We start from the raw sequence: 25836 nt of genomic DNA on the forward strand, positions 1-25836 counted from the left end.
TTCTATAAACTGTTCGATCCGGGATCAACTCTTGCCTGCCGGACACATCAAAGAAGCCGCCCGCAGCAACCCGGACGGCTTTCTTCCAGACAATCTCCCGGTCACGCCGTAAACTGTTCTTCTTCTGTCGAACCTGACATGGCAGTGGTTGAAGAGGTTCCTCCGGAGATGACCATGGAAACTTCATCAAAGTAGCCCGTACCCACTTCCCGCTGATGGCGCGTGGCGCTGTACCCTTCGTTCTCCAGTGCAAATTCGGCCTGTTGCAGCCTGGAGTAGGCGGCCATTCCCTCTCTGTTGTACTCTTTGGCCAGCCGGAACATGCTGTGGTTCAGGGCATGGAAGCCGGCCAAGGTCACAAATTGGAATTTGTATCCCATTTTCCCGAGCTCCTCTTGGAAGCGGAGAATCGTTTTTTCATCCAATTTCTTTTTCCAATTGAACGACGGAGAGCAGTTGTAAGCCAGCATTTTCCCCGGAAACTTGGCATGAATCGCTTCAGCGAACTGCCGTGCTTCCTCCAGATCGGGCTCCGACGTTTCACACCAGATGAGATCGGCATACGGTGCGTAAGCAAGCCCACGGGCAATCGCTGTTTTCAGTCCGTTGCGAATCCGGTAGAATCCCTCCGCCGTTCGTTCACCGGTGATAAACTCGTGATCACGTGGATCGATGTCACTGGTAATCAATTGGGCGGCATTGGCATCCGTGCGGGCAATCAGCACGGTCGGCACCCCCATCACATCTGCGGCCAGCCTCGCCGCAATCAGATTGCGCACTGCTTGTGAGGTGGGAATCAGCACTTTCCCGCCGAGATGCCCGCATTTCTTTTCGGAAGCCAATTGGTCTTCAAAATGAACACCGGCAGCCCCGGCTTCAATCATCGCTTTCATCAGCTCAAACACATTGAGCGGCCCTCCAAATCCCGCCTCCGCATCCGCCACGATCGGAACAAACCATTCCCGGTCCGTTTTGCCTTCCACATGCTCAATCTGGTCGGCCCGCTGAAGCGCCCGATTGATCCGTTTCACCACCTCGGGAACACTGTTGGCCGGGTAGAGACTTTGATCCGGATACATCTGTCCGGCCAGATTGGCATCAGCCGCAACTTGCCATCCACTCAAATAAATCGCTTTTAACCCCGCTTTTACCTGTTGTACTGCCTGGTTCCCGGTCAAGGCACCCAATGCGCGGATAAAGGGCTCGCGGTGCAGCAAATCCCAAAGACGTTCCGCCCCTCTTCTGGCCAACGTGTATTCGATTTGAACCGATCCGCGCAGACGCAGCACCTGCTCCGGCGTGTAGGTACGGGAAATCCCTTTCCAACGGGGATTTTCCTTCCAATCTTTTCGCAACATCTCTGCCTGTTCAGCATATCTCATTGATCGTCATCCTTTCTGATCGAATTGGAAAAGAAGTCCGGAACCCGGGAGTGTCAGGAATTCCGCAAATTCACTATCGAACACCAATTCAGAAAACAGACGGCGCGCTTCCTCGAATTTCCGATCCGGCCACTGCTGTTCACCCACTTCATTTTTCAATTTTTCCATCTCTTCACCGATCATCTCGCGCACCAATGCCGGGCTGATGTTCCGCCCATCCTCCAGCACCCCTTTTTCATGGCGAATCCATTGCCACACCTGAGCCCGGGAGATTTCCGCGGTTGCCGCGTCTTCCATCAGATGGTCGATTCCGACCGCCCCGAATCCGCGAATCCAGGCTTCGAGATATAAAATGGCCACACGGATATTTGTGCGCAATCCCTTCTCCGTGATCTTGCCTTTGGGAACTTTCAGCAGGTCTTTCGCGGAAACGGCGACATCCTCCCGCTGCTTCCCGATCTGATTCGGTCCGGGCATAAACCGGTCAAATACTTCCCTGGCGACGGGAACCAAACCGGGATGAGCCACCCAGGTGCCGTCATGCCCGTCTTTCGCTTCCCGCTCTTTGTCGAGCCGGACCGAGTTTTTCGCGCGCTCATTTGCCCCGGGGTCGTTTTTGACCGGAATTTGCGCAGCCATTCCGCCGATGCAGGGGGCGTTACGACGGTGGCAAGTTTTGATCGCCAGCAAACTGTACGCCCGCATGAAGGGTGCGGTCATGGTCACACTGGCCCGGTCCGGCAAGATCACCTCAGGAAAATTCCTTAATCTTTTGATAAAACTGAAGATATAATCCCAGCGCCCGCAATTTAAACCGGCTGAATGCTCACGCAGTTCGTAAAGAATTTCATCCATTTCAAACGCAGCCATGATCGTCTCAATCAAAACAGTGGCCTTGATCGTTCCGCGCGGAATGCCCAATTCGTGCTGGGCGAACAAAAAGACATCATTCCAGAAACGCGCCTCCAGATGGCTTTCCAGCTTGGGCAAGTAAAAATAGGGCCCGGATCCCCTTTTTATGAGCAGGCTGGCATTATGGTAAAAATAAAGACCGAAGTCCACCAATCCTCCCGGAACCGGCTGGCCGTCAACCCAAATATGGTGTTCATCCAGATGAAGCCCGCGGGGTCTGACAACCAGTACCGCCGGATTTTCCTGCAGGCGATAGGTTTTCCCGTTTTCGCTGGTAAATTGAATCGTCCCGCGAATCGCATCGCGCAAATTGATCTGACCTTGAATCATGTTCTTCCATGTGGGAGAACTGGCGTCTTCAAAATCGGCCATAAACACCTTCGCCCCAGAGTTGAGCGCATTGATGACCATTTTTCGGTCTCCGGCCGGCCCGGTGATTTCAACTCGCCGGTCCTTCAAGTCTTCCGGCAGATCGGAAATCGCCCAATCCCCTTCCCGCACCGCTTTGGTTTCCTCGAGGAAGTCGGGCCAAATCCCGCGATCCAGATCAGCCTGCCGTTTCATCCTGTTACATAACAACCGATCCCGCCGGGCGGTAAAAGCCCTGGCTAATTTGCCAATAAACGAAAGTGCCCCTGCTGTTAAAATTTCTTCATAGGCTGGGGGGATCGGGGCATTCACTTTGATCCCTTCCAATTCCAGATCATACATCGTATTTCTCCCCTTTGATCACGATTCGCATTATTATATAACAGAAACCCCTTGTTAGTAACTATATTAACACAGTTACTGTTATATAACAATACCTATTTTCGATTTTTTCATTCTTTCCGGAAAAGAAAAACCGCTCTGCCAAAAGAGCGGCCGGCTTGTTTCAAGTTCCGATAGATCAGTCGGATCCGGAGGCATCTCTTTGCTCCCGGATCCTTCTGCTCATGTTTGTCGGCATACACCCTGTCGGCAGAGCGATCTTAAACACAGGTTATAATATCGCTTTGTATCTCCGTTAAATCAGCCCGCCTGAATCCCGGTCAAAAATCGATATCAATCTTGACACCATCATCAGGCAATTCCCATTTCAGCCCGCCTATTTCGCACTCCAATTCACCGTCTTGCGGCTCGATATTCAATTCAATCGGATCCCATTCTTTCATCTCTTCACCTTCTTTCTGTTTTTAATCCGGCTCATATGGGATTTACCAACCGTTTGTGAAAATAATAATTTCAATTATATATTTATTTCTTCGATTACAACTTTATTTCCCTCCCGCAGCCGCACCGATTGCCGCCGAGTTATAAATAAATTAAATATTTAGACACAACTGGTTGGTGAAATCTCACCCGTATTTGGATGAGATGGCTGCCAAACATCCTGACCCTATCTATTGTGACGAGACAAATGCCCGAAAAGTTTCACCGGAACTACTTGTCAATATACTTTCTCCCCCGTTTCCGTCACGGCTCTCCCCAACTTCACCTGATACCAGGTCGCATTGATCAATCCCCCCAGGACAAGCACGACTGCCGACAGGTAAAACCAGCCGACCAAAACGATGATCGCTCCTAAATTCCCATAGATATGGGAATAATTTTGATTGATCGAAACATAAAACGAAAAACCGTACGAACTGATCTGCCAGCCGAGGGTTGCAAAAACAGCACCGGGCAATGCCTGCCTGAAGGAGACGCGAATGTGCGGGGCCCACTTGTAAAGATTCCAAAAGACGGAAAATAAAACGAGCGTACTTAACAGCCAGCGAACCCAAACCCAAAACTCCAAAAACCATTTCTCCACCCCGAACAAGCTGAAGACGAATTCCCCCAATATCTTCCCGAAAATCGGCAGGGTCAAGGAGACGATCAGGGCGACGAGCAGGCTGAACATCAGAAAAAAACCGATGATAAACTCACTCCAAAAAGTCCGTTCGACATGAACGCGATAAGCGTTGTCCAGAATCCGGATGATCGACCGGAAGGCAACTGAAGCGAGATAGATCGTCACAATCAAACTGACGGAAAAAATGCCACTGTTTTGCTGATCCAGAATACTGGTCAAATTGGAAGCAATGAGTTGGTAAGTGCCGGCCGGAGCATACGGTTTGATCATTCCGAGAATATTGTCGGACCGGAACGGAAGAAAGCCGAGCATCGTGACCGCCAGCAGCAAAAAGGGAAACAGGGACATCAGGAAGTAATATGCTAATTGGGCAGCCAAATCAAAAATGCCGTCTTCCCAAATTCTTTTCCGCAAAATCTTTAAAAATAAAATAAACAACATGATTCCTCCCAATATGGATAAACAAGCTCTATCTATCTTTTTAACCTATTTTTTCAGCAAACATAACGGATTGTAAAAGATGTTCGCCACGAGGCTGTTAAAAAAACGACCAGATCACCAGTATATTTAAGAAAATTAAAAAATACACATTCCCAATTTTTTTAAAAAGGTGTAATATAATAATAATCAGGTTAAGAGAGGTGACCGGGATGAAGACCTTAGCTTTGCACGAAATCGGCGAAGTGATCCGGAAGGTGAGAAAAGACCGCGGGCTCAGGCTGGAGGACTTGGCCGACGAAAATATCTCCCCGGCGACGGTCAGCAATATCGAACGCGGAGTCGCACATGTGAGTCCCGAGAAAATTTCATATCTGCTGGAAAAATTGGATCTTCCAATGCATAAACTTCCGGAAATGCTGGTACAGGAGCAGGAAGAATTAAAAAAAGTAAAATTTAAACTTCTCACCATCGCCACTCTGCGAAAAACAGGATTTATCGACGAAGCGCTCGACCTTTTGGAAGAACTCAACTTGGAAGAAAGCCATCCATATATTGCCCACGCCTACTATTTTAAAGCTAAATGTTACATGGGTAAACGAAAATGGAAGCAAGCCGAACGCGCTCTATATAACGCACTTCGCATCTCACAGCAAAATCCGTACAAAGAAAACAACATGGAAGCGGCCAGCTACCTTCTTTTGGGCTTGATCAGCTATTACCGCAATGATATTGAACAAGCCCTGGAATTCACCAACAACGGAATCGAGGCATTTGTGGAAGACGGTGAAAACCGGCATATCAAAGCCCTTTTATACCGCAACAAAGGGGTTTACCTGCAACGAACCGGACGCATCACCGAAGGAATTCAGCTGGTTCATGAAATATGGGAGCAAATCCCGTTAATGGACGATATCGGAACTGCGCTCGGCTTTTATTGGCTGAGGTCCGAGTTTTCCAGACTGTCCGGTCTCTTGGATGAAGCGATCGAAATTGCCACGGAAGGAATCGAAATCTCGCGCCGCAACAAACAATACGACAGCATGTGCGATCTTTGGACCGTTCTGGGCAGTGTATACACAGCGAAAAAGGAATGGGATCTCGCGGAAACCTCCTTCAAAATGGCCCTGAAACTCGAAGGAAAATTCCCTGAAGACCAACGCCTGACCACCGTATATACCCGGCTCGGCATTCTCTACATGAAGCAGGGAAGAAACGAAAATGCGTACGGCGCTTTGGAAAAGGCAATCAAATATGCAGAAAAGTTCAACGATACTTCCCGGCTCAGCACCAGCCTCATCATGATGGGCGATTTGTGTCAAATTATCGACAAAACGGACGAAGCGATCTCGCACTATCAAAAAGCCCTGGAAATCGCGCAAAAACAGGGATACAAAGAGAAAGAATTTAAAGCCTGGTTCAGCCTGGCCCGCTGTTTTGACGGAAAAGACGAGCAGGAATTTCAGAATTGCATGCGAAATATGTATAATGTAAAGAAAGAGTTTAATAGAAAGGAGGTAGAATTCCTTGAGGAAAGCATCTAAATTTATTTCCATTTTGGTTGTTTCCTCCTTTGCGCTGGTTTCAGCTTTTACCCTCCTCTTTCACGTGCAAAAACATTCTCTCCAAATGGCAAGCAACAGCGAACCGGGCGGACTGAGCATCCATATCACCAACAGTGAACCAGGCGGATTGGCCCCTGATGGAAACAGCGAACCAGGCGGTCTCTAATACCGGGAGCCGGGCGACCCATTTGCAAACATGGGGGACCCGGCTCCTTTGTTTTGACCGGGCTGGTTTTGTAAAAGGATGACATATGTTATACTTTACTGTGTTGAAATCTGTTTGTATCCGCGAATTTCAAGGGATTCCTTTTTTAATACCCGCAGAAAGGATGCCGAAAGTATGAAAGAAATGGACGCACACCAGATCATTGAGTTTATTCAAAAAAGCGAAAAGAAAACCCCGGTCAAAGTACATATCAAAGGGGATTTGAACAGCCTGAAATTTGATAGTGACATAAAAACCTTTATTAACGGCAACGTTGGCGTTTTGTTTGGTGACTGGAAAGCGATCGCTCCCGTCCTGAACGAAAACAAGGATAAAATCGAAGACTATGTGGTGGAAAATGACCGCCGCCATTCTGCGATCCCGTTGCTTGACCTGAAGCAGATTGAAGCGCGGATCGAGCCGGGGGCAATTATTCGCGACCAGGTGGAAATCGGAAAAAATGCCGTCATCATGATGGGAGCCGTCATCAATATCGGGGCCGTCATCGGTGAAGGCACCATGATCGATATGAACGTTGTCGTCGGCGGACGCGGCACAATCGGGAAAAATTGCCACATCGGGGCCGGCGCAGTCATTGCCGGCGTCATCGAGCCGCCATCCGCGACACCTGTTGTCATCGAGGACGATGTTGTAATCGGCGCCAATGCCGTCATCCTGGAAGGGGTTCGCGTTGGCAAAGGCTCGGTCGTTGCTGCGGGCGCCGTTGTCACCAAAGATGTTCCGCCCAACACCGTTGTTGCCGGAACTCCGGCCCGCGTGATTAAAGAGATCGACAGCCAGACCCGATCGAAAACAGAGGTTATTCAAGCATTGCGCGAGCTTTAATCGGCCCGCTACCCCATCAGAAGAAATTTGGCCCTCCGGGGCCTCATTTTATATCAAAAGGAGAAGGCAACATGACGACGAACTGGCAAGAACTCGACCAAACCTATATCATGCCGACTGTACAGCGTCTGCCGATCGCCATTGAAAAAGCGGAAAACAACTATCTTTATGATACAGCGGGAAACCGCTATCTCGACCTGTTCACCGGCTTGGCCGTCAACATCCTCGGTCACGCGCATCCCCGTCTGATGAAGGCATTGGAGGAACAAGGACACCGCTTTCTCCACATTTCCAATATCTTCTTGAATCCGCCGGCCATCCGTTTGGCGCTGCGGCTGGTAAAGCACACTTTCGGGAAAGGGAAGGTTTATTTCGGCGGTTCCGGGGCAGAAGCGACCGAAGCGGCCATCAAGCTGATTCACAAATGGGCCCGGCGGGAACAAAACGGCAAAGAAGGCATCGTCGTGCTGAAAAACAGCTTTCACGGGCGAACGCTCGGTGCACTGCGCTTGACCCGGCAACCGGGTGTATACCAGGATTACCCGCAACCAGCTTTTCCCGTTTATGAGGTGGAAATGAATAATATTGCCGAACTGCGGGAAGTTTGCAGGCAGAACCGGCCGGCCGCCATCCTGGTGGAACCGATTCTCGGTGCTGGTGGCGTCGTATCGCTTTCCGAATCGTTCCTACGCGCGATTGATGATCTGTGTGCCGAAGAGGAAATGCTCTTTTGCGTGGATGAGATTCAAACGGGAATGGGACGCACCGGTACCTTATTCGCGTATCAGCAATTTGATTTAACTCCTGACGTCATCTTGTTCGCCAAAGGGATCGGCGGCGGACTTCCACTCGGCGGCATCATCGCGGGCGAAAGGGCAGCCGATGTATTTAAACCAGGCGACCACGGAACCACATTCGCTCCTTCTCCGCTATCCGCAGCCATGGGCAACGCCGTCCTCGATGTATTGTTGGAAGAAGGGGGATTGGAACAGGGCAAACAAAGGGCCGATTATCTGTGGAGACGATTGGAGGCTCTAAAAGAAAAATACCCGCATCTGATCACGGGTATGGACGGGCGGGGCATGATGATCGGCATCCGTACCTCCCTGTCTGCCGAGAATGTGATACGGTTGCAAAAGGAACTGCTCACGGACGGAATTTTGGTCAATGTGACGGCCAAAACCGTGATTCGCCTTCTCCCGCCGCTGACGCTGAAACGGGAGGAAACCGACTTCTTCATTCAGGCGCTGGAAAAACGTATGCTGCAAATCGCCGATTAAAGGAGAAAGAGCAATGACTGATCGTTTTAATGAACTGCGCAGACAATTGCATCAGATTCCCGAACCGGGATTTTGCGAGGTGAAAACGCAACAGTTCATCCTGGACTATCTCTCTTCCCTGCCCCCGCGCCTGCAAATCAAAACCTGGCGCACGGGAGTACTGGTGAGAATCCCCGGACAGAATCCAAAACGCTGTATCGGCTACCGAGCGGATATGGACGGACTTCCCATCACCGAACAAACCAGTTACCCGTTCCGTTCCAAACATGAAGGTTACATGCATGCATGCGGACACGACATGCACATGGCCATCGCCCTGGGGTTGATCACCCATTTCTGTGAACATCCGGTCGATGATGATCTCCTGTTCATCTTCCAGCCGGCGGAAGAAGGTCCGGGAGGCGCTTTTCCCATGCTGAAAAGCAAAGAGTTTTCCGATTGGAAGCCCGACCTCATCCTGGCGCTGCACATCGCCCCGGAATATCCGGTGGGTACAATTGCCACCCGTCCGGGAATCCTTTTTGCCAACACGTCTGAGCTGTTCATCGATCTGTGCGGCACCAGCGGTCACGCAGCCCGACCCCATCTGGCCAATGACATGGCGGTCGCTGCCGCGGAACTCACACTGCAATTGCAAACGATCGTCTCGCGCAATCTGAATCCGCTTGATGCCGGAGTGGTCACCATCGGAAAGATCGAAGCCGGAACCAAGCAGAATATCATCGCCGGACACGCCCGCCTGGAAGGGACGATTCGCACGTTGTCAACCGAAGCGATGGAAACGGTAAAACAGCGAATTCAGGCGCTGGTTCGCGGGATCGAAACCGGATTTGACTGCAAGGCCACTATCGACTGGGGGGCCAACTACTGCCAGGTGTACAACCATCCGGAACTGACCCAATCGTTTTTGCAATGGGCGCAAAATCACACCCGCTTCCATGTGGTCGAATGCAGCGAAACAATGGCCGGAGAAGATTTTGGCTATTTTTTGCAGGAGATTCCCGGTTTCATGTTCTGGCTTGGAGTTGAAACCCCCTACGGTCTGCACCATCCGCAAATCGAACCGGATGAACGGGCAATCGCCGTGGCCATCGAGACTGTATCCGGCTATTTGAAACATTTATCTCAAAACGACAAAGCATTTCCAGCGGGATGACCTCCCGCTTTTTTTTCTTTACTCCCGGACGAGCGGCAGGGTGATACAGCGAAATGCCCCGCCTCCTTTGGTTATTTCGGATATATCCACTTCTTCCACTTCATACCCTCTCCGCCTCAGCTCACGGTTCAGGCGACCGAATTGCGGCTGGCTCAAGACCACTTTATTTCCAATCGACAATACATTGGCAGCTAGTCCAAACTGTTCCTCTTCCGTCACCTGAATCAACTCCCGGACAGAAGAGAACATCGCCAGTGTTTCCTCTGAAAAAGCCGGGGGATAAACAATCGCTTCAGTCGGGGATAAAATGTTGAAAATACAGTCAAGATAAAGATATTTTTTCTCCAATGGAATCCGGTGCCAAGTAAAATCAGGGAGGCGCTTTTCCAACTCATCAACCGCTTTTCTGTCCGTCCGGCCGCTCAGCCCGACCCAAACCTGATCACCGTCGACGAGGATATCTCCTCCCTCGACGGATCCGTGTCCGACCTCAATGTAAGGAAGGCGCCATTCTTTTAACCGCCTGACCAGCTCCGTTTCTTCTCCCTGCCGCACTTCTTCTTTCATATTGGCCAGCAGAAGCTCTCTCCCCACCACGCAGGCAATATCCCTCGTATAAACCTGGTCGGAATATTCTGGATCCGAGTGCAGCAAAATCACCTCAACTCCATGCCTCTCCAGGGTTTGCACCACATTTTCAAATTGGTGTTTCGCTTTTTCGCGGTCAATCTCCCCAATATGGACCCGTTGTACCCGGTTAATCACTTCTGAAATGTGAAAGTAAACAGGTGGACACATCAACACGGTTTTAAGCTTTGAATATTCGCTGTAACAGGAAAGCTCCAGATCCGTCAGTTCGCGCTTCAAGGTCATGTTTTTTCCGCCCTCCGTTTAAAAGGAACCTCATAAACCTTCGTTAACATTTACCCTTATTATGCGCGAACAACCTTAAAAAAATGGAATCGCGAAGCCGTCCTGGTCAAAAAAAACCGATCCGCCCGCTAGAAAAAACGCGTTCCGATCACCAATGCAAACATCAGCACCAAAATTCCCAGCAGAATAAAATAAAAATACTCGCCGATCCATTTCATCCTGATTCCTCCTCTGTTAAAAACGCAAAACCGCCAAGCTGCCTCACTTGACGGTTTTGCGGCAGAATTTATCCGATTGAACCTTCCATCTCAAATTTGATGAGACGGTTCATTTCCACTGCATATTCCATCGGAAGCTCCTTGGTAAACGGTTCAATGAAGCCCATAATGATCATTTGTGTCGCTTCTTCTTCGGAAAGACCGCGGCTCATCAGATAGAAGAGCTGTTCTTCACTCACTTTGGAAACGGTCGCCTCATGCTCCAGTGTTACGTTGTCATTTTTGATTTCATTATACGGAATCGTATCGGAAGTTGATTGATCATCCAGAATCAGGGTGTCACATTTGACGTTGGACTTGGAGCCCGTTGCATTCCGCCCGAAGCTGGAGAGTCCGCGGTAGGTCACTTTACCGCCCTGTTTGCTGATCGATTTGGAAATAATGGTGGATGTGCAGTTCGGCGCATTGGCTACCACTTTGGCGCCTGCATCCTGGTGCTGTCCTTTACCGGCAACGGCAATCGACAGGATATCCGCTTTTGCTCCTTCTCCCTGCATAATGACAGCCGGATACTTCATGGTCAATTTGCTGCCGATGTTTCCGTCGACCCATTCCATATGCGCACCGCGATAAGCGACGGCCCGTTTGGTCACCAGGTTGTAAATGTTGGGCGCCCAGTTTTGAATGGTGGTGTAACGGCATCGTGCATGATCCTTGACGATGATTTCCACAACGGCGCTGTGCAATGAATCGGTGCTGTAAATCGGTGCAGTGCAACCTTCCACATAATGAACGAACGAACCTTCATCCGCGATGATCAACGTGCGTTCAAATTGTCCCATATTTTCCGAGTTGATGCGGAAGTAAGCCTGCAACGGCACTTCACAGCGAACGCCTTTCGGCACGTAGATAAAGCTGCCGCCGCTCCAGACCGCACTGTTCAAAGCAGCGAACTTGTTGTCTGAAGGCGGTACGACCGTACCGAAATACTCTTTCAGAAGCTCCGGGTATTCACGGACAGCCGTATCGGTGTCACAGAAGATAACCCCTTGCTCTTCCAGTTCTTTTTGCATATTGTGGTAAACCACTTCAGATTCGTATTGAGCCGACACACCGGCCAGGAATTTTTGTTCCGCTTCGGGAATGCCCAGTTTGTCAAAGGTTTGTTTGATTTCCTCAGGGACTTCATCCCAGCTGCGTCCCTGGCGCTCGGATGGTTTGACATAGTACGTGATGTCGTCGAAGTCAAGTTCATCCAGTTTACCGGGCAAAATGGAAAACCACTTGCTGTTCTCCGCAGAAGGCATCGGCATTTTATAAAACTGCTCCAGCGCCTTTAAGCGAAATTCAAGCATCCAGTCCGGTTCGCCTTTCAAGCGGGAAATCTCTTCGACCACTTCGCGGCTTAACCCTTTTTTGGAGCGGAAAACCGAAACGTCTTTATCGCGAAAACCGTACTTGTACTCCGACAGATCGGGCAGTTGGTTTTGATCGGCCACGGTTTTTTCCCCCTTCTAGTCTGCTTTTTGCTGATTTCTTACACCTTGCTCAAGCGCTTTCCACGCCAATGTAGCGCATTTGATCCGGGCCGGAAATTTGGCAACTCCCATCAACGCTTCTATATCCTCAAGCGGAAATTTCTCAGGGTCTACATCTTCCCCCTGCATCATCTTCGAGAAGAGGTCGACGAGTTCCAGTGCTTCCTCCACCTTTAACCCTTTTACCGCCTCAGTCATCATAGATGCGGAGGCCAGACTGATCGAACAACCTTCACCCAGGAATTTCGCCTCCTGAATGATGCCATCTTCCACACGCATTTGCAGCGAAATCCGGTCACCGCAAGTCGGGTTGTTCAAATCAACAGTAACCGCCCCGTCTTCAATTCGTCCTTTGTTGCGCGGGCGCTGATAATGATCCATGATCACGCGCCGATACAGATCATCTAAAGACATGGCCAAAATACTCCTTCGTCTTTTGAATGCCTTTCACCAAGCGGTCGATGTCTGCTTCGTCATTATACAGATAAAAGCTCGCTCTTGCTGTCGCTGTAACATTCAACCAGCGCATCAGCGGCTGGCAGCAATGGTGTCCGGCACGAACGGCGATTCCTTCGGCATCCAGGACCGTAGCGACATCATGAGGATGAATATCGTCCAGGTTAAAGGTGATCAAACCCGTACGATTTTCCTTGGGACCGTAAATGGTGATGCCTTCCACTTGACTCAGCATTTCATATGCGTAGCGGGCCAGCTTCCGATCATGCTCGTCGATTTGCTCCATTCCGATCGATTCGAGATAATCAATGGCAGCTCCCAGTCCGATCGCACCGGCGATGATCGGGGTTCCTCCTTCAAACTTCCACGGCAGTTCCTTCCAGGTCGCATCTGTCAGGTCGACATGGTCGATCATCTCGCCGCCAAACTCGATCGGTTCCATCTGTTCCAACAGCTCTTCACGCCCGTAGAGAACGCCGATTCCGGTCGGCCCGCACATTTTGTGACCGGAGAAGGCGAGGAAATCGACATCCAAATCGCGTACATCCACTTTCATGTGAGGGACGCTTTGCGCTCCGTCCACGCAAATGATTCCTCCGTTTTCATGGACGATTTTCGCAATTTCCTTGATCGGGTGAACCGTTCCGAGAACATTTGATACCTGTTGAATCGCGACGATTCTGGTGTTGGGTGTAATCGTCGTTCGCACCTTGGCGAGATCAAGCGTTCCGTCTGCTTCAAGCGGGAAATATTTCAGGGTTGCACCGGTGGCCTTCACGACTTGTTGCCACGGAATGAGATTGCTGTGGTGCTCCGCCGGCGTCAGAATCACTTCATCACCAGGCTGCAAACGGGGAATTGCATAACTGCGCGCAACCAAATTGATTCCTGTCGTCGTCCCGCGCGTGAACACAATCTCCCGGGTCGAGCCCGCATTGATGAAACGGCGCACTTTTTCACGTGCGCCTTCGTATGCATCTGTCGCCTTTGTGCCAAGAGTATGAACGCCCCGATGGACATTGGAATTGATCTCTCTATAATAAGCTTCCACCGCTTCGATCACTTGAACCGGCTTTTGTGAGGTTGCCGAGCTGTCAAGATAAACCAGCGGATGACCGTTGACGGATTGATCCAAAATCGGAAAATCTTTACGAGCGTTTTTCATTCGCAAACTTCCTTTCGATGACGCGATGGATGCTCTTCCGCAGCGCCTCAGAAGGGATTTGGGAAAGGACGGTATCCAGGAAACCGTAAATGATCAATCTCTCAGCTTCTGTCCGGCTGATCCCGCGAGACATCAAGTAGTAGAGCTGTAATGGATCAATCCGGCCCACGCTCGCAGCATGGCCTGCCGCAACATCATTCTCGTCGATCAGGAGAATCGGATTGGCATCACCGCGGGCCTTTTCTCCCAACATCAGCACTTTCCCCGATTGCTGCCCGTCCGATTTGCTGGCTCCCTTTTCAATTTTCGTGATACTGTTCAAAATGCTGGAAGCTTGGTCTTTCATCACGGATCGCGCATTGATCTCACTTGCCGTGTTCCGTGCCAGATGGCGGATATAGGAAGTGACATTCCCCCTCATCTCACCCGTTCCCAGCACAACCGCTTTTACATTGACACTGCCGCCTTCTCCGCGGAGAGAGGAAGTATTGTCGGAAATGAGGCGTCCATCGCTCAAGTCGGCGACAATCCATTCAAGCCGGCCGTCGCGATCCACTACCGAGCGGCGATAAATCACATCGACAACGGATTCGCCGAGCGTGTTCACCGTGGCAATACGAACATCGGCGTTGGCCCCTACAAATGCTTCGATCACGCTGTTGCTCACTGCCCCGCCATCATCCGGGTCCGACACGAAATTGGCCACGAAATCGACCCGGCTGTGATCTTCAGCCACGAGCAGAACATGCGGCAACATTCCGTTCTTCCCGCCCGACAGCCAAAACATCGCTTGCAGCGGAACGGTTACTTCAACCCCGCGCGGAATGTAGAGGAAGATTCCTCCGCTAAACAAGGCGGCGTGAAGCGCAGTTAATTGATGTTCGTCTCTTTTCACGCCTTCGTTCATGAAATACACTTTCACCAGTTCCTCGTGATCGCGGGCAGCGGTGGCAAGATCCGTAAAAATAATACCTTTATCTGCTAATTCCGCTGACAGATTTTGAAAGATGACACTGGAATTCTTCTGGATAAACAAGCCGGAATTTTCCTGTTCAACCAGGAATCGGGCGATGTTTTCCGGCAACTCGGACAGTTCCTTGATCGGTGCTTCATCTTTATAGGGATTAAAGTCCGTAAAATTCCAGCGGTCGATATTGGTCTTTTGCAATTGAGGCAACGGAAGACGGGCAGCGGCACGAAGTGCTTCAAGGCGGGACTGAAGCATCCATTCCGGTTCCTGCTGTTTTTTGGATACTTCGGTCACAACGTTTTCATCAAAAAGCATACGGGTTTCTACACTCATCTTCAGCACCACCCTTACACCCTTTGGCCAACAGTTTCATCTTCGATGCCCAGCTCTTCCTTCACCCAGTCGTAACCTTCCGCTTCCAAACGCTCTGCCAGTTCCGGACCGCCGGATTTTACGATGCGGCCTTGCATGAAGACATGTACGTAATCGGGTTTAATGTAGTTCAACAGGCGCTGATAGTGGGTAATGATCAAAACACCCAAATCCGGGCTCAGCATGGAGTTGACCCCTTTGGCCACCACTTTGAGCGCATCGATGTCAAGTCCCGAGTCAATTTCATCGAGAATGGCAATTCGCGGTTGCAGCATCATCATCTGCAGAATTTCGTTCCGTTTTTTCTCCCCGCCGGAAAATCCTTCGTTCAAGTAGCGGGTGGCGAATTTTTCGTCCATCTCCAGCAGTTCCATCTTTTTATCCAATTCGCGGATGAACTTCATCAGGGAGATTTCATTCCCTTCCCCGCGTTTGGCATTGATCGCACTGCGCAAAAAGTCGGAGTTGGTCACACCGCTCACTTCAGCCGGATACTGCATGGCCAAAAACAAACCGGCCCGCGCGCGCTCATCCACTCCCATCTCCAACACATCCTGTCCGTCAAGCGTGACTTCCCCTTTGGTCACTTCATAACGCGGATGTCCCATCAGCGAAGATGCGAGCGTACTTTTACCGGTTCCGTTCGGGCCCATGATGGCGTGCACTTCTCCGCCCTTTACTTCAAGATTGACCCCTTTCAAAATCTCTTGACCGTCTATGGATACGCAAAGATCTTTGATCGTCAGTTTTGGAGCTGTCGACATCTTCTCATTCCTCCATCAGTCTTTTCCTTTATCTCCTGAACACCATCCGGTTTTATTGGCGGAGGGAGATACGGGGAAAACCGGCAACTTGTCAGGTAATCCGGTCGCCGCTTCCACACAATTTGTTATTTAGATTGATTATCATATGATTCTCATTACATTTTACTGCACAACTTTTATCATATCAAGTGAACTTTGCTCTTCAACCCGGTCCGGAAACAGTTGTGCGGTCATTCCTTTCCGTCCGGCCGGACCGTTACTCTTCCCGTTCCATTATTCCCGGATTCAACTCCCGGCTTGTGCGCTAATCCGTTCAGATGCGGTCCGATCCTGAGATTCCGTTACTCTGATTTTCCCAATCCTAACACAAACGTGCTTCAGAAGAAAGATGCAATCCGGTCGTTGGCCGGAACATAAGCCATGCAAATACTGGATGCCCTTTCTGCGGCAAGCGATTCTTCTTATAATTTTTCATCATAAGTGGAAAAATTTATTCAAAAAGAAAGTATATTTAGTAAAGGAATCTAGTCCTTCTCTGCCAATCCCATGACATTCCAATATATTACAATGCAATTATTGGTATATTTAATACTATTGCAAAACTACCTTAACGAATTCTCTTTTCTGCATCGTTTATTTAAAAAAATATCAAGATCCATGTTCACGAAAAATCCTCAAATGAACGAGGAATTTTCTACAAAAAATCTGTAAACTTCACTTGCTTTTAAAGCGGATTTAAGGCAGAATATTCATAGAAGGTTTGTACAAAATTTCTTTTTGCTCCTTCGTTAGAATTTTCCCTCAACATCTGTTTTGCTCCCATTTTAAAAAAAGAGTTTTTTTGTTGTCTTTTTTTATTTTTTGATAATATTGCTCATGTTTGAACAAAATATTTCACCGATCGAGCCACTTTTCGTGTAGAAGCGTATTTGTAGGAGGAGTTTCTGATGAAAAAGAATATCCCTTACCTCTTGGGGGCACCTCATGCATCTGTTCCAAAAATCGGAATCTACACAAACGATCGCCCTTCTACAGTTAAAGACGATGAACTCTACAATAAACAGGCCCCTTTTTCATTTGACAATGCGGTTGTATCAGAGGAATTTACCTATTTCAGCGTGAATTTGCAGAAGGCGGACCAAGAGCGCTATCTCAACAGTTTTTTGAAAAAAAAGCTTCTCCACATCTGGAAAAAACAGCGCCCCCTGATCTTGGCCGTTCCCAAGTTGCCGGAATCACTTGAATCAGCCATATACGCCAACGTCTTTCAAAAAATCGAACCCAATCTGCTTCCCGCATACCGTGAGGACTTTTCCTTTCCTGTCATACCCTTTACCCTCTTTGGCTGGTTGCAGTATATGAAACTGATCGCGCAGATTACCGGCAAGCACAGAGATGCTTGTTATTGGGAAGAACTAACCCAATTTCTGCAACATTGCTCCAGGGAAAAGTTGCTCGATCACTTATTTTCATCCAATTGACCAACGCAGACACCTTGAAGCAAAACTTTCTGTCATCTGAAATTATTCTATCCTGTTTATCCTTTTCCGTTTGCATTTAACTTTAATCGTGTTTAATATAGATGAAAAAACCGTCCCAACTCGGCAGGTTGAGACGGTTTTCGCTTTATCACACTTGATCCGCAATCGTCTCCATATATTCCTTTTTGAAATACTCAATCACTTGTTCCATCATCACTTTTCTCGTCAAGATTCCAACAAATTGACCTTTGAGATCAATGATCGGAATATAAGATCGGTTCACTAATACCTCAAAAGCAAAGGAGAAAATCGAATTAGCCAGAATTCCTGAATGATTCTTGTCCATCGCATCCTTCACTTTATGCTTTCCCAGGCGGGAAAAATCAATCGTGTCCTTTTTTTCCATTTTTAGAAGAAAATCTAAAATATCTGTTTTGCTAATAATTCCATCAATTTGACCTTTTTGATTAATCACAGGCACCGAATTCGTTGCTTTCCGGGTAAGCACCAACAAAGCCCGTTCAAGGGACCAATCCGGATCGACGACTACCACTTTCTCTTTTGGAATGATAAAAGGGGTAATCTCCCTCGAAAAAAGATAACCGGCTTGATCTCGTTTTAACATGCGCAAAAACTCCCTTACTCTTGGTAATCGGTTTACCCAGAGTGAATTTCTCTACGCAAAATTTTTCTCGCCTTGACCCTCCCTCATGTTACTCTGCCTCTTTTTTTGCTGTCAATAAGATTTATATAAATATTTTAATCACCAGATTAAAAATTAGCCTATTCTTACCAGGGCGGAAGGGAATTTTTATGCCGGTGTTCCTGCCGCCCTGGATATTCGATTTGGCGCCCTGAACCGCAGCTCCTTTCCCTCCTATTCTGTTAAAAGCAAAAACTCTTTTACATCCTGTAAGGCAAATTCCACCGCCTTGCGCCAAAAATCGGGTTTGGTCAAGTCAGCGCCCAAATGCTTACGGGCCAGATCTTCCACATTCATTCTCCCGGTATCCCTCAGCAGCTGTACATAGCGCCGGGCAAAACCATCCCCCTCTTGCCGGGCCTGCGCATAAATCCCCGTACTGAATAAAAAGCCAAACGTATACGGAAAATTGTAGAAAGGAAAGTGCGTATCATAGAAATGAAGCTTGGAAGCCCAAAAATGGGGATGGTACTCCGCGAGCAAATCACGGAAGCTCTCCCTCTGCGCCTCCTCCATGATCCGGCACAATTCTTCAGCTTGCACCAATCCCTGACGACGTGCATCATAAAACCTCGTTTCAAACAGAAAACGGGAATGAATGTCGCATAAGTAACTGACTCCAATGCGGAGACGCTGATCAAGCAAAGCGATTTTCTGTTCCTTGGTTTGCGCCTTTTTCAAAACAGCGTCAGAAACGATGAACTCGGCAAAAGTTGAAGCGGTTTCAGCTACGTTCATGGCATAGTTTTGCGCGAACATCGGCAGGTCTTTGATCACGTGCTCATGATAGGCATGACCCAGTTCATGAGCCAGCGTCGACAGATTATCAGTTGTCCCGGCAAAGGTCATGAAGATCCTCGTTTCCCCGCTGACGGGAAATGAGGTGCAAAATCCGCCCGGGCGTTTATGCGGCCTGTCTTCCGCCTCAATCCATCTCCGGGAAAAGGCCGACTCGGCAAACCGGGCCAAATCGGGACTGAAGTCTGCGAAATGATCAATGATAAAGCGTGCGGCCTCGTCAAAGGTGAACTTCCTGTTTTCCCCGGGCAGGGGAGCCGACAAATCGTACCAACTCAACTTGGGCAGTCCGAGCAGCCGGGCTTTGCGTTGCAAATAGTTCCCCAGGACCGATTTGCTCTCCTCCACCACACTCCACATCGCTTCCAGCGTTTCCCGCCGCATGCGGTTCTCCGCCAAGGGTTCATGCAACACATCTTCCCAGCCCCGCTGCTTGTATAATTGCAGGCGAAATCCCGCCAAATGATTGAGAATCGCAGAAAACAGACCGGCTTCCTTTTGCCAGGCCCGTTCCCATTCGGCAAACACTGCCTGGCGGACGGAACGATCGGGGTGAGATAATTGATTGGCTGCCTGACTGACGGACAGATTTACCTTTTCCCCATTTTTCTCCACCGGAATTTGTATGCGGCTGACGACGCTGTTATACAATTCCCCCCAGGCGTGATAACCGTCAACGCTCAAATAGCTGGCCAGCGTTTCAAGGGACCCGGACATCCTGTCCTGCGCACGCCCACGCATTTCGTACAGGTTAAACGCAATCGGTTTGATTCGCTCATCCTGGCAAACCCGCTCCAACAGTTCATCCGGCACTTCCGCCAGCCTGCTTTCCAACAAGACCTTTAACGTTTGTAACTCAGCTAACAACTGCTCGTTTTTTCCGCTCAGGATCAGCGCCTGCTCATCTGTGGTATCCTGGGCCAGCAAGCAGTGAATGTAGGACCAAACCTCCGTCAGCCTTTTTTCAAGATCTTGTACCTTTTCCAAAAGGTTGATCCATTCCCGTTCTGTTTTTTCCTTTTCTGCGTTTTCCTGAAACGCTGTTTTTAGCGCCGGGATTTCCGCAGTGAGCCGGTTCATTTCGCTCAGGAGCCCGGTCCTTCGGTTACCCCCGACAAATAACGAATCCAATTCCCAGGTCTGCGCATATTGTTGTGGCATAACCAAACCCCTTTTTTCTAAAATTTAACCCTAGACAGAAATATCTTTAATCTATTGTTATCATATCCATTGACATTTTTTCAACAGCGGGATGAAGAGCCTGAAAACCCTGTTCCAGGCTCTTTTTCCGCTCAGAACACCCGCAGCACGATTTTGCCGATATTCCGATTTTCTTCCATGTAGCGGTGCGCTTCCCGAACCTCTTCCCATGGAAAAATGCGGTCAATCACCGGCTTGAGTTCCCCGCTGACAAACCGCGGCAGGGCAAAAGAGGCAAACTCCCGCGTCAGATCCTGTTTATAGTCCAGGGAGCGGGTGCGCAGCGTCGTTCCGGAAATTTGCAGGCGTTTCGCCAGAACCTGCCCGAGCGACGCATCATCCAGCCGGCTCCCTCCCAGCATGCTGATCAGAACGAGACGCCCATCCATCGCCAACACACGCAGATTTTGCTTCCAGTAAGGTGCCCCGACAAAATCAAGCACCAACTGAACACCTCGGTTTTTCGTGGCGGCCAAAACCTTGTCGGCAAATTCCCCCTCTTTATAATTGAATGCGTGATCAGCCCCCAAATCCAGACAGAATCTCCGTTTTTCCTCTGATCCCACAGTGACGAGCGGGATGGCACCGACCGACTTGACCAATTGAATCGCCGCAGTTCCTACCCCGCTGGCGCCGGCATGGATCAGCACGGTCTCCCCCTGTTTCAGTCTGCCTACCCAAAACAGACATTGGTACGCTGTCAAGAAAACTTCCGGAATGGCTGCGGCCTGTTCAAACGTGAAACCTTCCGGAACCGGCATGGCCATCTTGTCCGGAATCACCGCGTATTGCGCATAGCCGCCGCCCGGCAACAAACCAAAAACGCGATCTCCCGGCTTCCATCCTCCCTCGCAGTTTTTCCCCACTTCTTCGACCACTCCCGCCATTTCCAATCCCAGGATCGGGCTCGCACCCGGCGGAGGAGGGTATTTTCCTTCACGCTGCGAAATATCAGCCCGGTTGAGCGCGGTGGCATGTACTTTTACCAACAATTCATCATCAGCCGGGGTCGGCTTCGGATATTCTCCAATCATCAACTGCTCCCTTCCGCCCGGTTTTTCCACCAATACTGCTTTCATCCTCTTCAGCCCCTTTCATCCCTTCATGGATCTGTGCCATCAAACAACTTTATTTTGAAAACGTTTCTACAAATTCATTACACAGATGCAAAAAATACCATACCTCTGTTATAATATCCCTTAGTATAAATATAATATTATACCTAATGATTATAACATTCCGATAAAAAGAAAGGGAGCTAGAATGAATCAACAAACAAAACAATTGGTTGGCATCATCTTGCGTATGATTCGGGATATTTACAAAAAAACCATTGAACTGGAAGGCATGTTTAAATCAAATAGCATACATATTTTGTCACGAGACTTTGATCCTTTCAATGAACTATTGCAAATCCTGGAATTACCTGAAGAAAAAAATACGTTACTTCTTGAACTCGTTCAGTTGTATTTGGAAGATGAAATGACCTTAAATGAGTTGTTGCTCGAATTTGAAAATCAGGCGAAAACATCGAAAGTGTAAATACAATTGATAAAAGAAAACCCGGTGGATCAAAAATCCCCGGGTTTCTTGGTTTAGGCGAAACCTTTTTTTGCGAAAATGCCCGCAGGTTGTGCGTCCACCCATGACCTCCGGATATTCTGCAAAACTTATTTTTGCCCGGCCAACAGCGCTTTGATCTTGTTTACCTCAGCCAGGAAATCCGCTTCTTTCATCACCGGTTCCCCGCTGCAATCTGCCAATTCCTGCGGAACTTCATGCCAGGATTTGCATCCCGAATACTCGGGGCGAATCGGGATCCGGGCCGGCTGATCCAACCGGTAGACCCGGAGCAAGAGCAGATGAAGCGGCAATTTTTTCTTCCATTTCAAACGCTCATGAGCAAAATCGTTGGTCCAAATGTGACAGGGTGCCAGGCGAAACAGCGCTTCTTCATCCATTACCTCGATATCTTCATGCAACTCGGCAAAATATTTGATCGTCGCCGTTTCTTGTTCCGGTGACCACGATTGAAGCGTTTTGGCGATCTCTCCCCTGTACTCCGGCTTGAGCAATTCTTCCTTTTGATGTTCATAAGCGGGATAAAGAAAGAAACGGTCGCTTCTCACTTCAAAATGACGCGTTTCTTCGGCGATTCCGCCTTTCCGCATCACAATGATTTGTTTTCCTTCCCCCAGCGCTTCAACGGTGACCGCCCATTCCTTCAGGGCGATCCGGGTGTTGGCTCGACTCATCCCGATTCCTCCTCGTTCAATAATTGATCGAATCGATGGTACGCCGGAAAGCGTCCTCCGCACGGCCTCTTTCCAAAAGCTGCTTCGCTTCTTTCAGGCCGGACTCATCAACCCGTTCGGCAAATGGCACCATTTCCGCAGCTTTTTGCGCCGCTTGCTCCCAGTTTTCCTCCATCGCATAAAAAAGGGCCCATTGGTGCAACGCATAACAAAGCCCCGGCCCCACCAATGCCACGGCGTCATGCTGCGCCATGGTGGCGAATTTCTCCCGCTCCCAGCCGGCAATCCCGGCTATCTTCTCCACCGCCTCCTGCTTCTGACCCGCCTGATAGAGATAATAAGCGAGGTAAACCTCCAAATGAACCCGGCTCATCATATAGCCCATCGTTTCAGGATACTGGGCCAGAGCCTCTTTCATTTTTTCGGCAGCCTGATTAAATCTTTGAGCCTCGGCATCCAGCTCTGCCATTTCCACGAGGCTGCGGACATAGGCAAAATGCTGATTCGGATTCTCATTCGGACCTTCTTCGGCAATCGATTGAAAAAGCTTATAAGCCAGGTCGGGCAAACCGGCACGGAGGCAAGTGACACCGACCAATAAGCGGTTATTCGGATGGGCAAAATCAAGAAAAGCATCTCTAGGCAAACGATGTTTTACAGCGGCTTCCGCTTCCCGTTTCAATTCCTCCATCACAATCTGATTCATCGCTGCTCCTCCAAAAGCGAATCTTGTTCTCCATTATTAGCATGACTTCTCTTTTCATCCTTGTCAAACAACCTTTTGGACAAATATTTACTCATTCCGGACATAAGATAAATGGAAAGGGAATGCTTGCGCTTTCGCCCGGGGGTGCCTCCGAGTAGACGGATCAAACAAAGGGCGTTATGATTAAGAAGTTATCATCACACTTTATTTGCAGAAAGGGTCCAACTTACCATGTGGTTTATCCTGGCACTCATCAGTTCAGTCACCTTTGGGCTGGCCGGTTTTATGATGAAGGCGAGTTCGGCACAGCGCGGCTCCACCAACCACCTTTTGTGGGGACTTTACTGCACGGGTACACTTGGCTTTCTTTGGTGGATGGTTTATACCGGAGCCGTTTCCTTCTCCCTGAAAACAATCCTGGCCGGAATCGTGATCGGATGGGGGTCAGCATGGGGGAACCTGCTGTTTATGAAAGCACTGGAGACAGGCCCTGCCAGCCTCACATCTCCGCTGGTCAATGTCAACATCGTACTCACAGTGGCCATGTCTCTCTTGCTCTACGGAGAAGAACTCAGTCTTTATGAATCGGCCGGGGTTTTGCTGCTCATCGCAGCCGTTTCCATTTTACCGATTGATCCGAATGAATCGCTCCGGATTCGCAACATCCGCTGGTATGCTCTCGTCCTGATGGCAACGGTGCTTTTCTTTTTGCGCAATGGCGGACTGAAAATAACGGAAGAGTGGCACCTGCCAAATGCGGCCGTCCTGTTTGTCAGCTATGCCTTCGGGCTGGTCTGGTTTACTGCGGAGATTTTTCGCAAACGGTCCGCTTTGGACAAACCGGCGGTAAGAACAGGGCTGCGCTGGGGATTGATGTCCGGTATTTTTTCCTTTGCCGGAATGCAAGTGTATGCGATTGCCCTTGAATCGGGTCCGGCCAGCATCGTCGCGCCGATCTTTGCCACCAACAGCCTTGTGGTCGCCCTGCTCTCCATTTTGGTCTTTCGCGAACGTTTGTCGACCGTTCAAATCCTTACCCTGATCCTCTTATTCGTCGGACTTATTTTGATCCGGATCGGTTAATGCGAAAGGAGGCTTCACCGTGGGAAAATTGGCGCCTGCATTTGCCCTGCCCGACCTGACCGGGCGAATCCATCGCTTATCCGACTATGCGGGAAAAGCGATTTGGCTGGAATTTTGGGTTACCTGGTGCGCATCCTGCCAAGAAACCTTGCCTCAGAAAGATATCCTCTATCGAACGATGAATCATCCGGGACTCGTATTTCTCACCATTCACGTTTCGGGAAGAGAAAGCAATCCGGACCGCGTCTTTTCCTTTATGGAGCAAAACGGTTTTCAGTTTCCCGTCTTGCGCGACAATGGACGAGAAACGTATGACGCATACGGTTTGCAATCGGTTCCCAGCAGCGTCCTGATTAACAACAAGGGAGAAATCCATGGAATTTTCGATGAAACCGTCCCGTTCACGTCGGTAATCAAGGAGATTGGCAACATTTTACCCGCACCTTAAACCTTGGTTTGACAGGATGGATGAATATGAACTGGTTTGAAGCGGCCATACTCGGGATCATCCAGGGGCTGACCGAATTTTTGCCGATCAGCAGCACCGGCCATCTCTACTTGGGCCGTCATCTCTTTGGTCTGGATGAGGCCGGCCTGTTTCTCGATACCATGCTACATCTGGGAACGCTGATCGCCGTGATTCTCATCTACCGGCGGGAAATCGTGATGATGATCCGCCGGCCGCTCTCTCGTCTCAGTTTGTTGGTGGTCGTCGGAACGATCCCGACCGCTTTTATCGGGCTTATGTTTGAAGATTGGTTTGAAAAGATAGCCCAAACCGGAATGACGATCGGTTGGGAATTTTTAGCGACCGGTCTCCTGTTGTGGATGGCCGATACATTTAAGGATAAAGGGAAGAAGAGCTTGGAGGAGATCAGTTTCGGAGATGCCTTTCTCATCGGTTTGTTTCAAGGGGCGGCCATCATGCCCGCTTTATCCCGGTCCGGCTTGACGATTGCCGCGGCTCTCTTTCGCCGGATTGACAAAGCGGCCGCCGCCTATTTCTCATTCCTTTTATCCATTCCCTCGATCGCCGGCGCTGTGATCCTGCAGGGCAAAAAATTGATGGAAGGAGGAACGGAAGTGTTGCCGCTGAGCGCTTTGATGATCGGCACGGCCTGCTCGGCCATTTTCGGCTATCTCGCGGTTAAATGGATGATCTCACTCTTAAAAACAGGTTCCTTGAAAGGCTTCGCCATTTATGTCTTCATTTTGGGAATGGTCATCTTATCCGCTCAATTTACCGGAACATTTTAAGATTTGCGAATAAATGCATTTCCCAATCACACTTAATGGAGGGAGAGCATTGCCAAGCGCAGGAAGCAATCCTGTGCTTGTTTTGTTGGAAAACCCGGTCGATCCTCTCAGCCGTTAGGGAGAGAAAACAACATGATCCGAGTTTCAGAATGTGATCGACTACCCTCCCTGCAAATGAAAAGAATTTTTACAAACATATATAAAAAACTGCCGGACTTTTGAGTCCGGCAGTCCAAGTCGTATTCCCTGAAAACTAAAGAGTGAGTAAGGCATGACCTGAGAAGTATCGGTTCATTTGCTCTGTGAAGAGCTCCTTAGAAAGGAGGTGATCCATCCCCACCTTCCGGTAGGGATACCTTGTTACGACTTCACCCCA

Annotated in this window: 25 protein-coding genes and 1 rRNA gene; 10 read left to right on the forward strand and 16 right to left on the reverse strand. The window is 49.4% G+C overall.

The window, feature by feature from the left end; translation table 11 throughout:
* Positions 1–101: 101 nt before the first annotated feature.
* The 4 genes from aceA to I8U17_RS12595 form a co-directional block, all read right to left on the reverse strand.
* On the reverse strand, positions 102–1382 hold the full coding sequence (gene aceA, locus I8U17_RS12585) for an isocitrate lyase (protein ID WP_198059490.1): 1281 nt from the start codon (positions 1380–1382) through the stop codon (positions 102–104).
* Between the two features lie 6 nt (positions 1383–1388).
* Positions 1389–3005: a malate synthase A gene (gene aceB, locus I8U17_RS12590; RefSeq protein ID WP_198059491.1), complete on the reverse strand. Its 1617-nt coding sequence runs from the start codon at positions 3003–3005 to the stop codon at positions 1389–1391.
* Positions 3006–3325: 320 nt separating this feature from the next.
* The gene (locus I8U17_RS18600) at positions 3326–3448 is read right to left on the reverse strand and encodes a hypothetical protein (protein ID WP_255518265.1); all 123 of its coding nucleotides are present in this window, start codon (positions 3446–3448) and stop codon (positions 3326–3328) included.
* A gap of 275 nt (positions 3449–3723) precedes the next feature.
* Positions 3724–4569: a YihY/virulence factor BrkB family protein gene (locus I8U17_RS12595; RefSeq protein ID WP_160173793.1), complete on the reverse strand. Its 846-nt coding sequence runs from the start codon at positions 4567–4569 to the stop codon at positions 3724–3726.
* Between the two features lie 212 nt (positions 4570–4781).
* Between I8U17_RS12595 and I8U17_RS12600 the strand changes: the two genes are divergently transcribed.
* The 5 genes from I8U17_RS12600 (at position 4782) to I8U17_RS12620 (ending at position 9621) form a co-directional block, all read left to right on the forward strand.
* Positions 4782–6113: a helix-turn-helix domain-containing protein gene (locus I8U17_RS12600; protein WP_033099545.1), complete on the forward strand. Its 1332-nt coding sequence runs from the start codon at positions 4782–4784 to the stop codon at positions 6111–6113.
* Entirely contained in the window at positions 6097–6300 is a 204-nt protein-coding gene (locus tag I8U17_RS12605; RefSeq protein ID WP_033099546.1) for a hypothetical protein, read from the forward strand. Before I8U17_RS12600 ends, I8U17_RS12605 begins: the two co-directional genes overlap by 17 nt.
* Before the next feature lie 174 nt (positions 6301–6474).
* Positions 6475–7185: a 2,3,4,5-tetrahydropyridine-2,6-dicarboxylate N-acetyltransferase gene (gene dapD, locus I8U17_RS12610; RefSeq protein WP_033099547.1), complete on the forward strand. Its 711-nt coding sequence runs from the start codon at positions 6475–6477 to the stop codon at positions 7183–7185.
* Between the two features lie 71 nt (positions 7186–7256).
* On the forward strand, positions 7257–8465 hold the full coding sequence (locus I8U17_RS12615; protein WP_033099548.1) for an aspartate aminotransferase family protein: 1209 nt from the start codon (positions 7257–7259) through the stop codon (positions 8463–8465).
* Between the two features lie 13 nt (positions 8466–8478).
* Entirely contained in the window at positions 8479–9621 is a 1143-nt protein-coding gene (locus I8U17_RS12620) for an N-acetyldiaminopimelate deacetylase (protein ID WP_198059492.1), read from the forward strand.
* A gap of 18 nt (positions 9622–9639) precedes the next feature.
* Here I8U17_RS12620 and I8U17_RS12625 read toward each other — a convergent pair whose 3' ends face one another.
* From I8U17_RS12625 to sufC, 6 genes are all read right to left on the reverse strand, one after another.
* Positions 9640–10494, reverse strand: coding sequence for a dimethylarginine dimethylaminohydrolase family protein (locus I8U17_RS12625; RefSeq protein ID WP_198059493.1), 855 nt, complete (start codon positions 10492–10494; stop codon positions 9640–9642).
* Positions 10495–10780: 286 nt separating this feature from the next.
* Positions 10781–12211 carry a Fe-S cluster assembly protein SufB gene (sufB, locus tag I8U17_RS12630; RefSeq protein WP_033099551.1) on the reverse strand — a complete coding sequence of 477 codons (1431 nt, stop codon included), beginning with the start codon at positions 12209–12211 and terminating at the stop codon, positions 10781–10783.
* A 15-nt stretch (positions 12212–12226) separates the two neighbouring features.
* Positions 12227–12664: a Fe-S cluster assembly sulfur transfer protein SufU gene (gene sufU, locus I8U17_RS12635; protein WP_033099552.1), complete on the reverse strand. Its 438-nt coding sequence runs from the start codon at positions 12662–12664 to the stop codon at positions 12227–12229.
* Entirely contained in the window at positions 12651–13871 is a 1221-nt protein-coding gene (locus I8U17_RS12640) for a cysteine desulfurase (protein ID WP_152568460.1), read from the reverse strand. Before I8U17_RS12640 ends, sufU begins: the two co-directional genes overlap by 14 nt.
* Complete coding sequence (gene sufD / locus I8U17_RS12645) at positions 13855–15174, reverse strand: Fe-S cluster assembly protein SufD (protein WP_198056095.1); 1320 nt, start codon at positions 15172–15174, stop codon at positions 13855–13857. The genes I8U17_RS12640 and sufD overlap by 17 nt, the downstream gene beginning before the upstream one ends.
* Before the next feature lie 14 nt (positions 15175–15188).
* On the reverse strand, positions 15189–15977 hold the full coding sequence (gene sufC, locus I8U17_RS12650) for a Fe-S cluster assembly ATPase SufC (protein WP_033099554.1): 789 nt from the start codon (positions 15975–15977) through the stop codon (positions 15189–15191).
* A gap of 947 nt (positions 15978–16924) precedes the next feature.
* Here sufC and I8U17_RS12655 point away from each other — a divergent pair.
* Complete coding sequence (locus tag I8U17_RS12655) at positions 16925–17458, forward strand: hypothetical protein (RefSeq protein ID WP_033099555.1); 534 nt, start codon at positions 16925–16927, stop codon at positions 17456–17458.
* 148 nt (positions 17459–17606) lie between these two features.
* Here the strand turns inward: I8U17_RS12655 and I8U17_RS12660 are convergent, their stop codons facing one another.
* The 3 genes from I8U17_RS12660 to I8U17_RS12670 all read right to left on the reverse strand — a co-directional run bounded on the left by I8U17_RS12660 (position 17607) and on the right by I8U17_RS12670 (position 21238).
* Entirely contained in the window at positions 17607–18083 is a 477-nt protein-coding gene (locus tag I8U17_RS12660; RefSeq protein ID WP_033099556.1) for a CBS domain-containing protein, read from the reverse strand.
* Between the two features lie 252 nt (positions 18084–18335).
* On the reverse strand, positions 18336–20120 hold the full coding sequence (locus I8U17_RS12665; protein ID WP_198059494.1) for a M3 family oligoendopeptidase: 1785 nt from the start codon (positions 20118–20120) through the stop codon (positions 18336–18338).
* Positions 20121–20251: 131 nt separating this feature from the next.
* Positions 20252–21238, reverse strand: a complete 987-nt coding sequence (locus I8U17_RS12670; RefSeq protein ID WP_033099558.1) for an NAD(P)H-quinone oxidoreductase — start codon at positions 21236–21238, stop codon at positions 20252–20254.
* 184 nt (positions 21239–21422) lie between these two features.
* Here I8U17_RS12670 and I8U17_RS12675 point away from each other — a divergent pair, with 184 nt between their 5' ends.
* Positions 21423–21701 carry a hypothetical protein gene (locus I8U17_RS12675; protein WP_198056098.1) on the forward strand — a complete coding sequence of 93 codons (279 nt, stop codon included), beginning with the start codon at positions 21423–21425 and terminating at the stop codon, positions 21699–21701.
* 128 nt (positions 21702–21829) lie between these two features.
* On the opposite strand, the gene I8U17_RS12680 is transcribed toward I8U17_RS12675, so the two are convergent.
* Both I8U17_RS12680 and I8U17_RS12685 read right to left on the reverse strand, forming a co-directional pair.
* Positions 21830–22414: a DUF1802 family protein gene (locus I8U17_RS12680; protein WP_198059495.1), complete on the reverse strand. Its 585-nt coding sequence runs from the start codon at positions 22412–22414 to the stop codon at positions 21830–21832.
* Positions 22415–22430: 16 nt separating this feature from the next.
* Complete coding sequence (locus I8U17_RS12685; RefSeq protein ID WP_198059496.1) at positions 22431–23120, reverse strand: hypothetical protein; 690 nt, start codon at positions 23118–23120, stop codon at positions 22431–22433.
* 231 nt (positions 23121–23351) lie between these two features.
* On the opposite strand from I8U17_RS12685, the gene I8U17_RS12690 reads away from it, so the two are divergent.
* The 3 genes from I8U17_RS12690 to I8U17_RS12700 are packed head-to-tail and all read left to right on the forward strand — an operon-like array spanning position 23352 to position 25460.
* Positions 23352–24203 (forward strand): EamA family transporter, encoded by an 852-nt coding sequence (locus tag I8U17_RS12690; RefSeq protein WP_033099562.1) that lies wholly within the window; start codon positions 23352–23354, stop codon positions 24201–24203.
* Between the two features lie 19 nt (positions 24204–24222).
* Positions 24223–24651 carry a TlpA family protein disulfide reductase gene (locus tag I8U17_RS12695; protein ID WP_033099563.1) on the forward strand — a complete coding sequence of 143 codons (429 nt, stop codon included), beginning with the start codon at positions 24223–24225 and terminating at the stop codon, positions 24649–24651.
* A 26-nt stretch (positions 24652–24677) separates the two neighbouring features.
* A complete protein-coding gene (locus tag I8U17_RS12700) occupies positions 24678–25460 on the forward strand; it encodes an undecaprenyl-diphosphate phosphatase (protein WP_033099564.1) in 783 nt (260 codons plus the stop codon).
* 318 nt (positions 25461–25778) lie between these two features.
* Here the strand turns inward: I8U17_RS12700 and I8U17_RS12705 are convergent.
* A 16S ribosomal RNA gene (locus I8U17_RS12705) occupies positions 25779–25836 on the reverse strand; the annotation flags it as partial.

This window comes from Thermoactinomyces sp. CICC 10521 (assembly GCF_016055135.1).
Classification (GTDB): domain Bacteria; phylum Bacillota; class Bacilli; order Thermoactinomycetales; family Thermoactinomycetaceae; genus Thermoactinomyces_A; species Thermoactinomyces_A daqus.

Coding starts and splice junctions, on each gene's coding strand:
- aceA (WP_198059490.1), bottom strand. CDS start 1,382: ATGAGATATGCTGAACAGGCAGAGATGTTGCGAAAAGATTGGAAGGAA.
- aceB (WP_198059491.1), bottom strand. CDS start 3,005: ATGTATGATCTGGAATTGGAAGGGATCAAAGTGAATGCCCCGATCCCC.
- I8U17_RS18600 (WP_255518265.1), bottom strand. CDS start 3,448: ATGAAAGAATGGGATCCGATTGAATTGAATATCGAGCCGCAAGACGGT.
- I8U17_RS12600 (WP_033099545.1), top strand. CDS start 4,782: ATGAAGACCTTAGCTTTGCACGAAATCGGCGAAGTGATCCGGAAGGTG.
- dapD (WP_033099547.1), top strand. CDS start 6,475: ATGAAAGAAATGGACGCACACCAGATCATTGAGTTTATTCAAAAAAGC.
- I8U17_RS12615 (WP_033099548.1), top strand. CDS start 7,257: ATGACGACGAACTGGCAAGAACTCGACCAAACCTATATCATGCCGACT.
- I8U17_RS12620 (WP_198059492.1), top strand. CDS start 8,479: ATGACTGATCGTTTTAATGAACTGCGCAGACAATTGCATCAGATTCCC.
- I8U17_RS12625 (WP_198059493.1), bottom strand. CDS start 10,494: ATGACCTTGAAGCGCGAACTGACGGATCTGGAGCTTTCCTGTTACAGC.
- sufU (WP_033099552.1), bottom strand. CDS start 12,664: ATGTCTTTAGATGATCTGTATCGGCGCGTGATCATGGATCATTATCAG.
- I8U17_RS12640 (WP_152568460.1), bottom strand. CDS start 13,871: ATGAAAAACGCTCGTAAAGATTTTCCGATTTTGGATCAATCCGTCAAC.
- sufD (WP_198056095.1), bottom strand. CDS start 15,174: ATGAGTGTAGAAACCCGTATGCTTTTTGATGAAAACGTTGTGACCGAA.
- sufC (WP_033099554.1), bottom strand. CDS start 15,977: ATGTCGACAGCTCCAAAACTGACGATCAAAGATCTTTGCGTATCCATA.
- I8U17_RS12655 (WP_033099555.1), top strand. CDS start 16,925: ATGAAAAAGAATATCCCTTACCTCTTGGGGGCACCTCATGCATCTGTT.
- I8U17_RS12660 (WP_033099556.1), bottom strand. CDS start 18,083: ATGTTAAAACGAGATCAAGCCGGTTATCTTTTTTCGAGGGAGATTACC.
- I8U17_RS12665 (WP_198059494.1), bottom strand. CDS start 20,120: ATGCCACAACAATATGCGCAGACCTGGGAATTGGATTCGTTATTTGTC.
- I8U17_RS12670 (WP_033099558.1), bottom strand. CDS start 21,238: ATGAAAGCAGTATTGGTGGAAAAACCGGGCGGAAGGGAGCAGTTGATG.
- I8U17_RS12675 (WP_198056098.1), top strand. CDS start 21,423: ATGAATCAACAAACAAAACAATTGGTTGGCATCATCTTGCGTATGATT.
- I8U17_RS12680 (WP_198059495.1), bottom strand. CDS start 22,414: ATGAGTCGAGCCAACACCCGGATCGCCCTGAAGGAATGGGCGGTCACC.
- I8U17_RS12685 (WP_198059496.1), bottom strand. CDS start 23,120: ATGAATCAGATTGTGATGGAGGAATTGAAACGGGAAGCGGAAGCCGCT.
- I8U17_RS12690 (WP_033099562.1), top strand. CDS start 23,352: ATGTGGTTTATCCTGGCACTCATCAGTTCAGTCACCTTTGGGCTGGCC.
- I8U17_RS12700 (WP_033099564.1), top strand. CDS start 24,678: ATGAACTGGTTTGAAGCGGCCATACTCGGGATCATCCAGGGGCTGACC.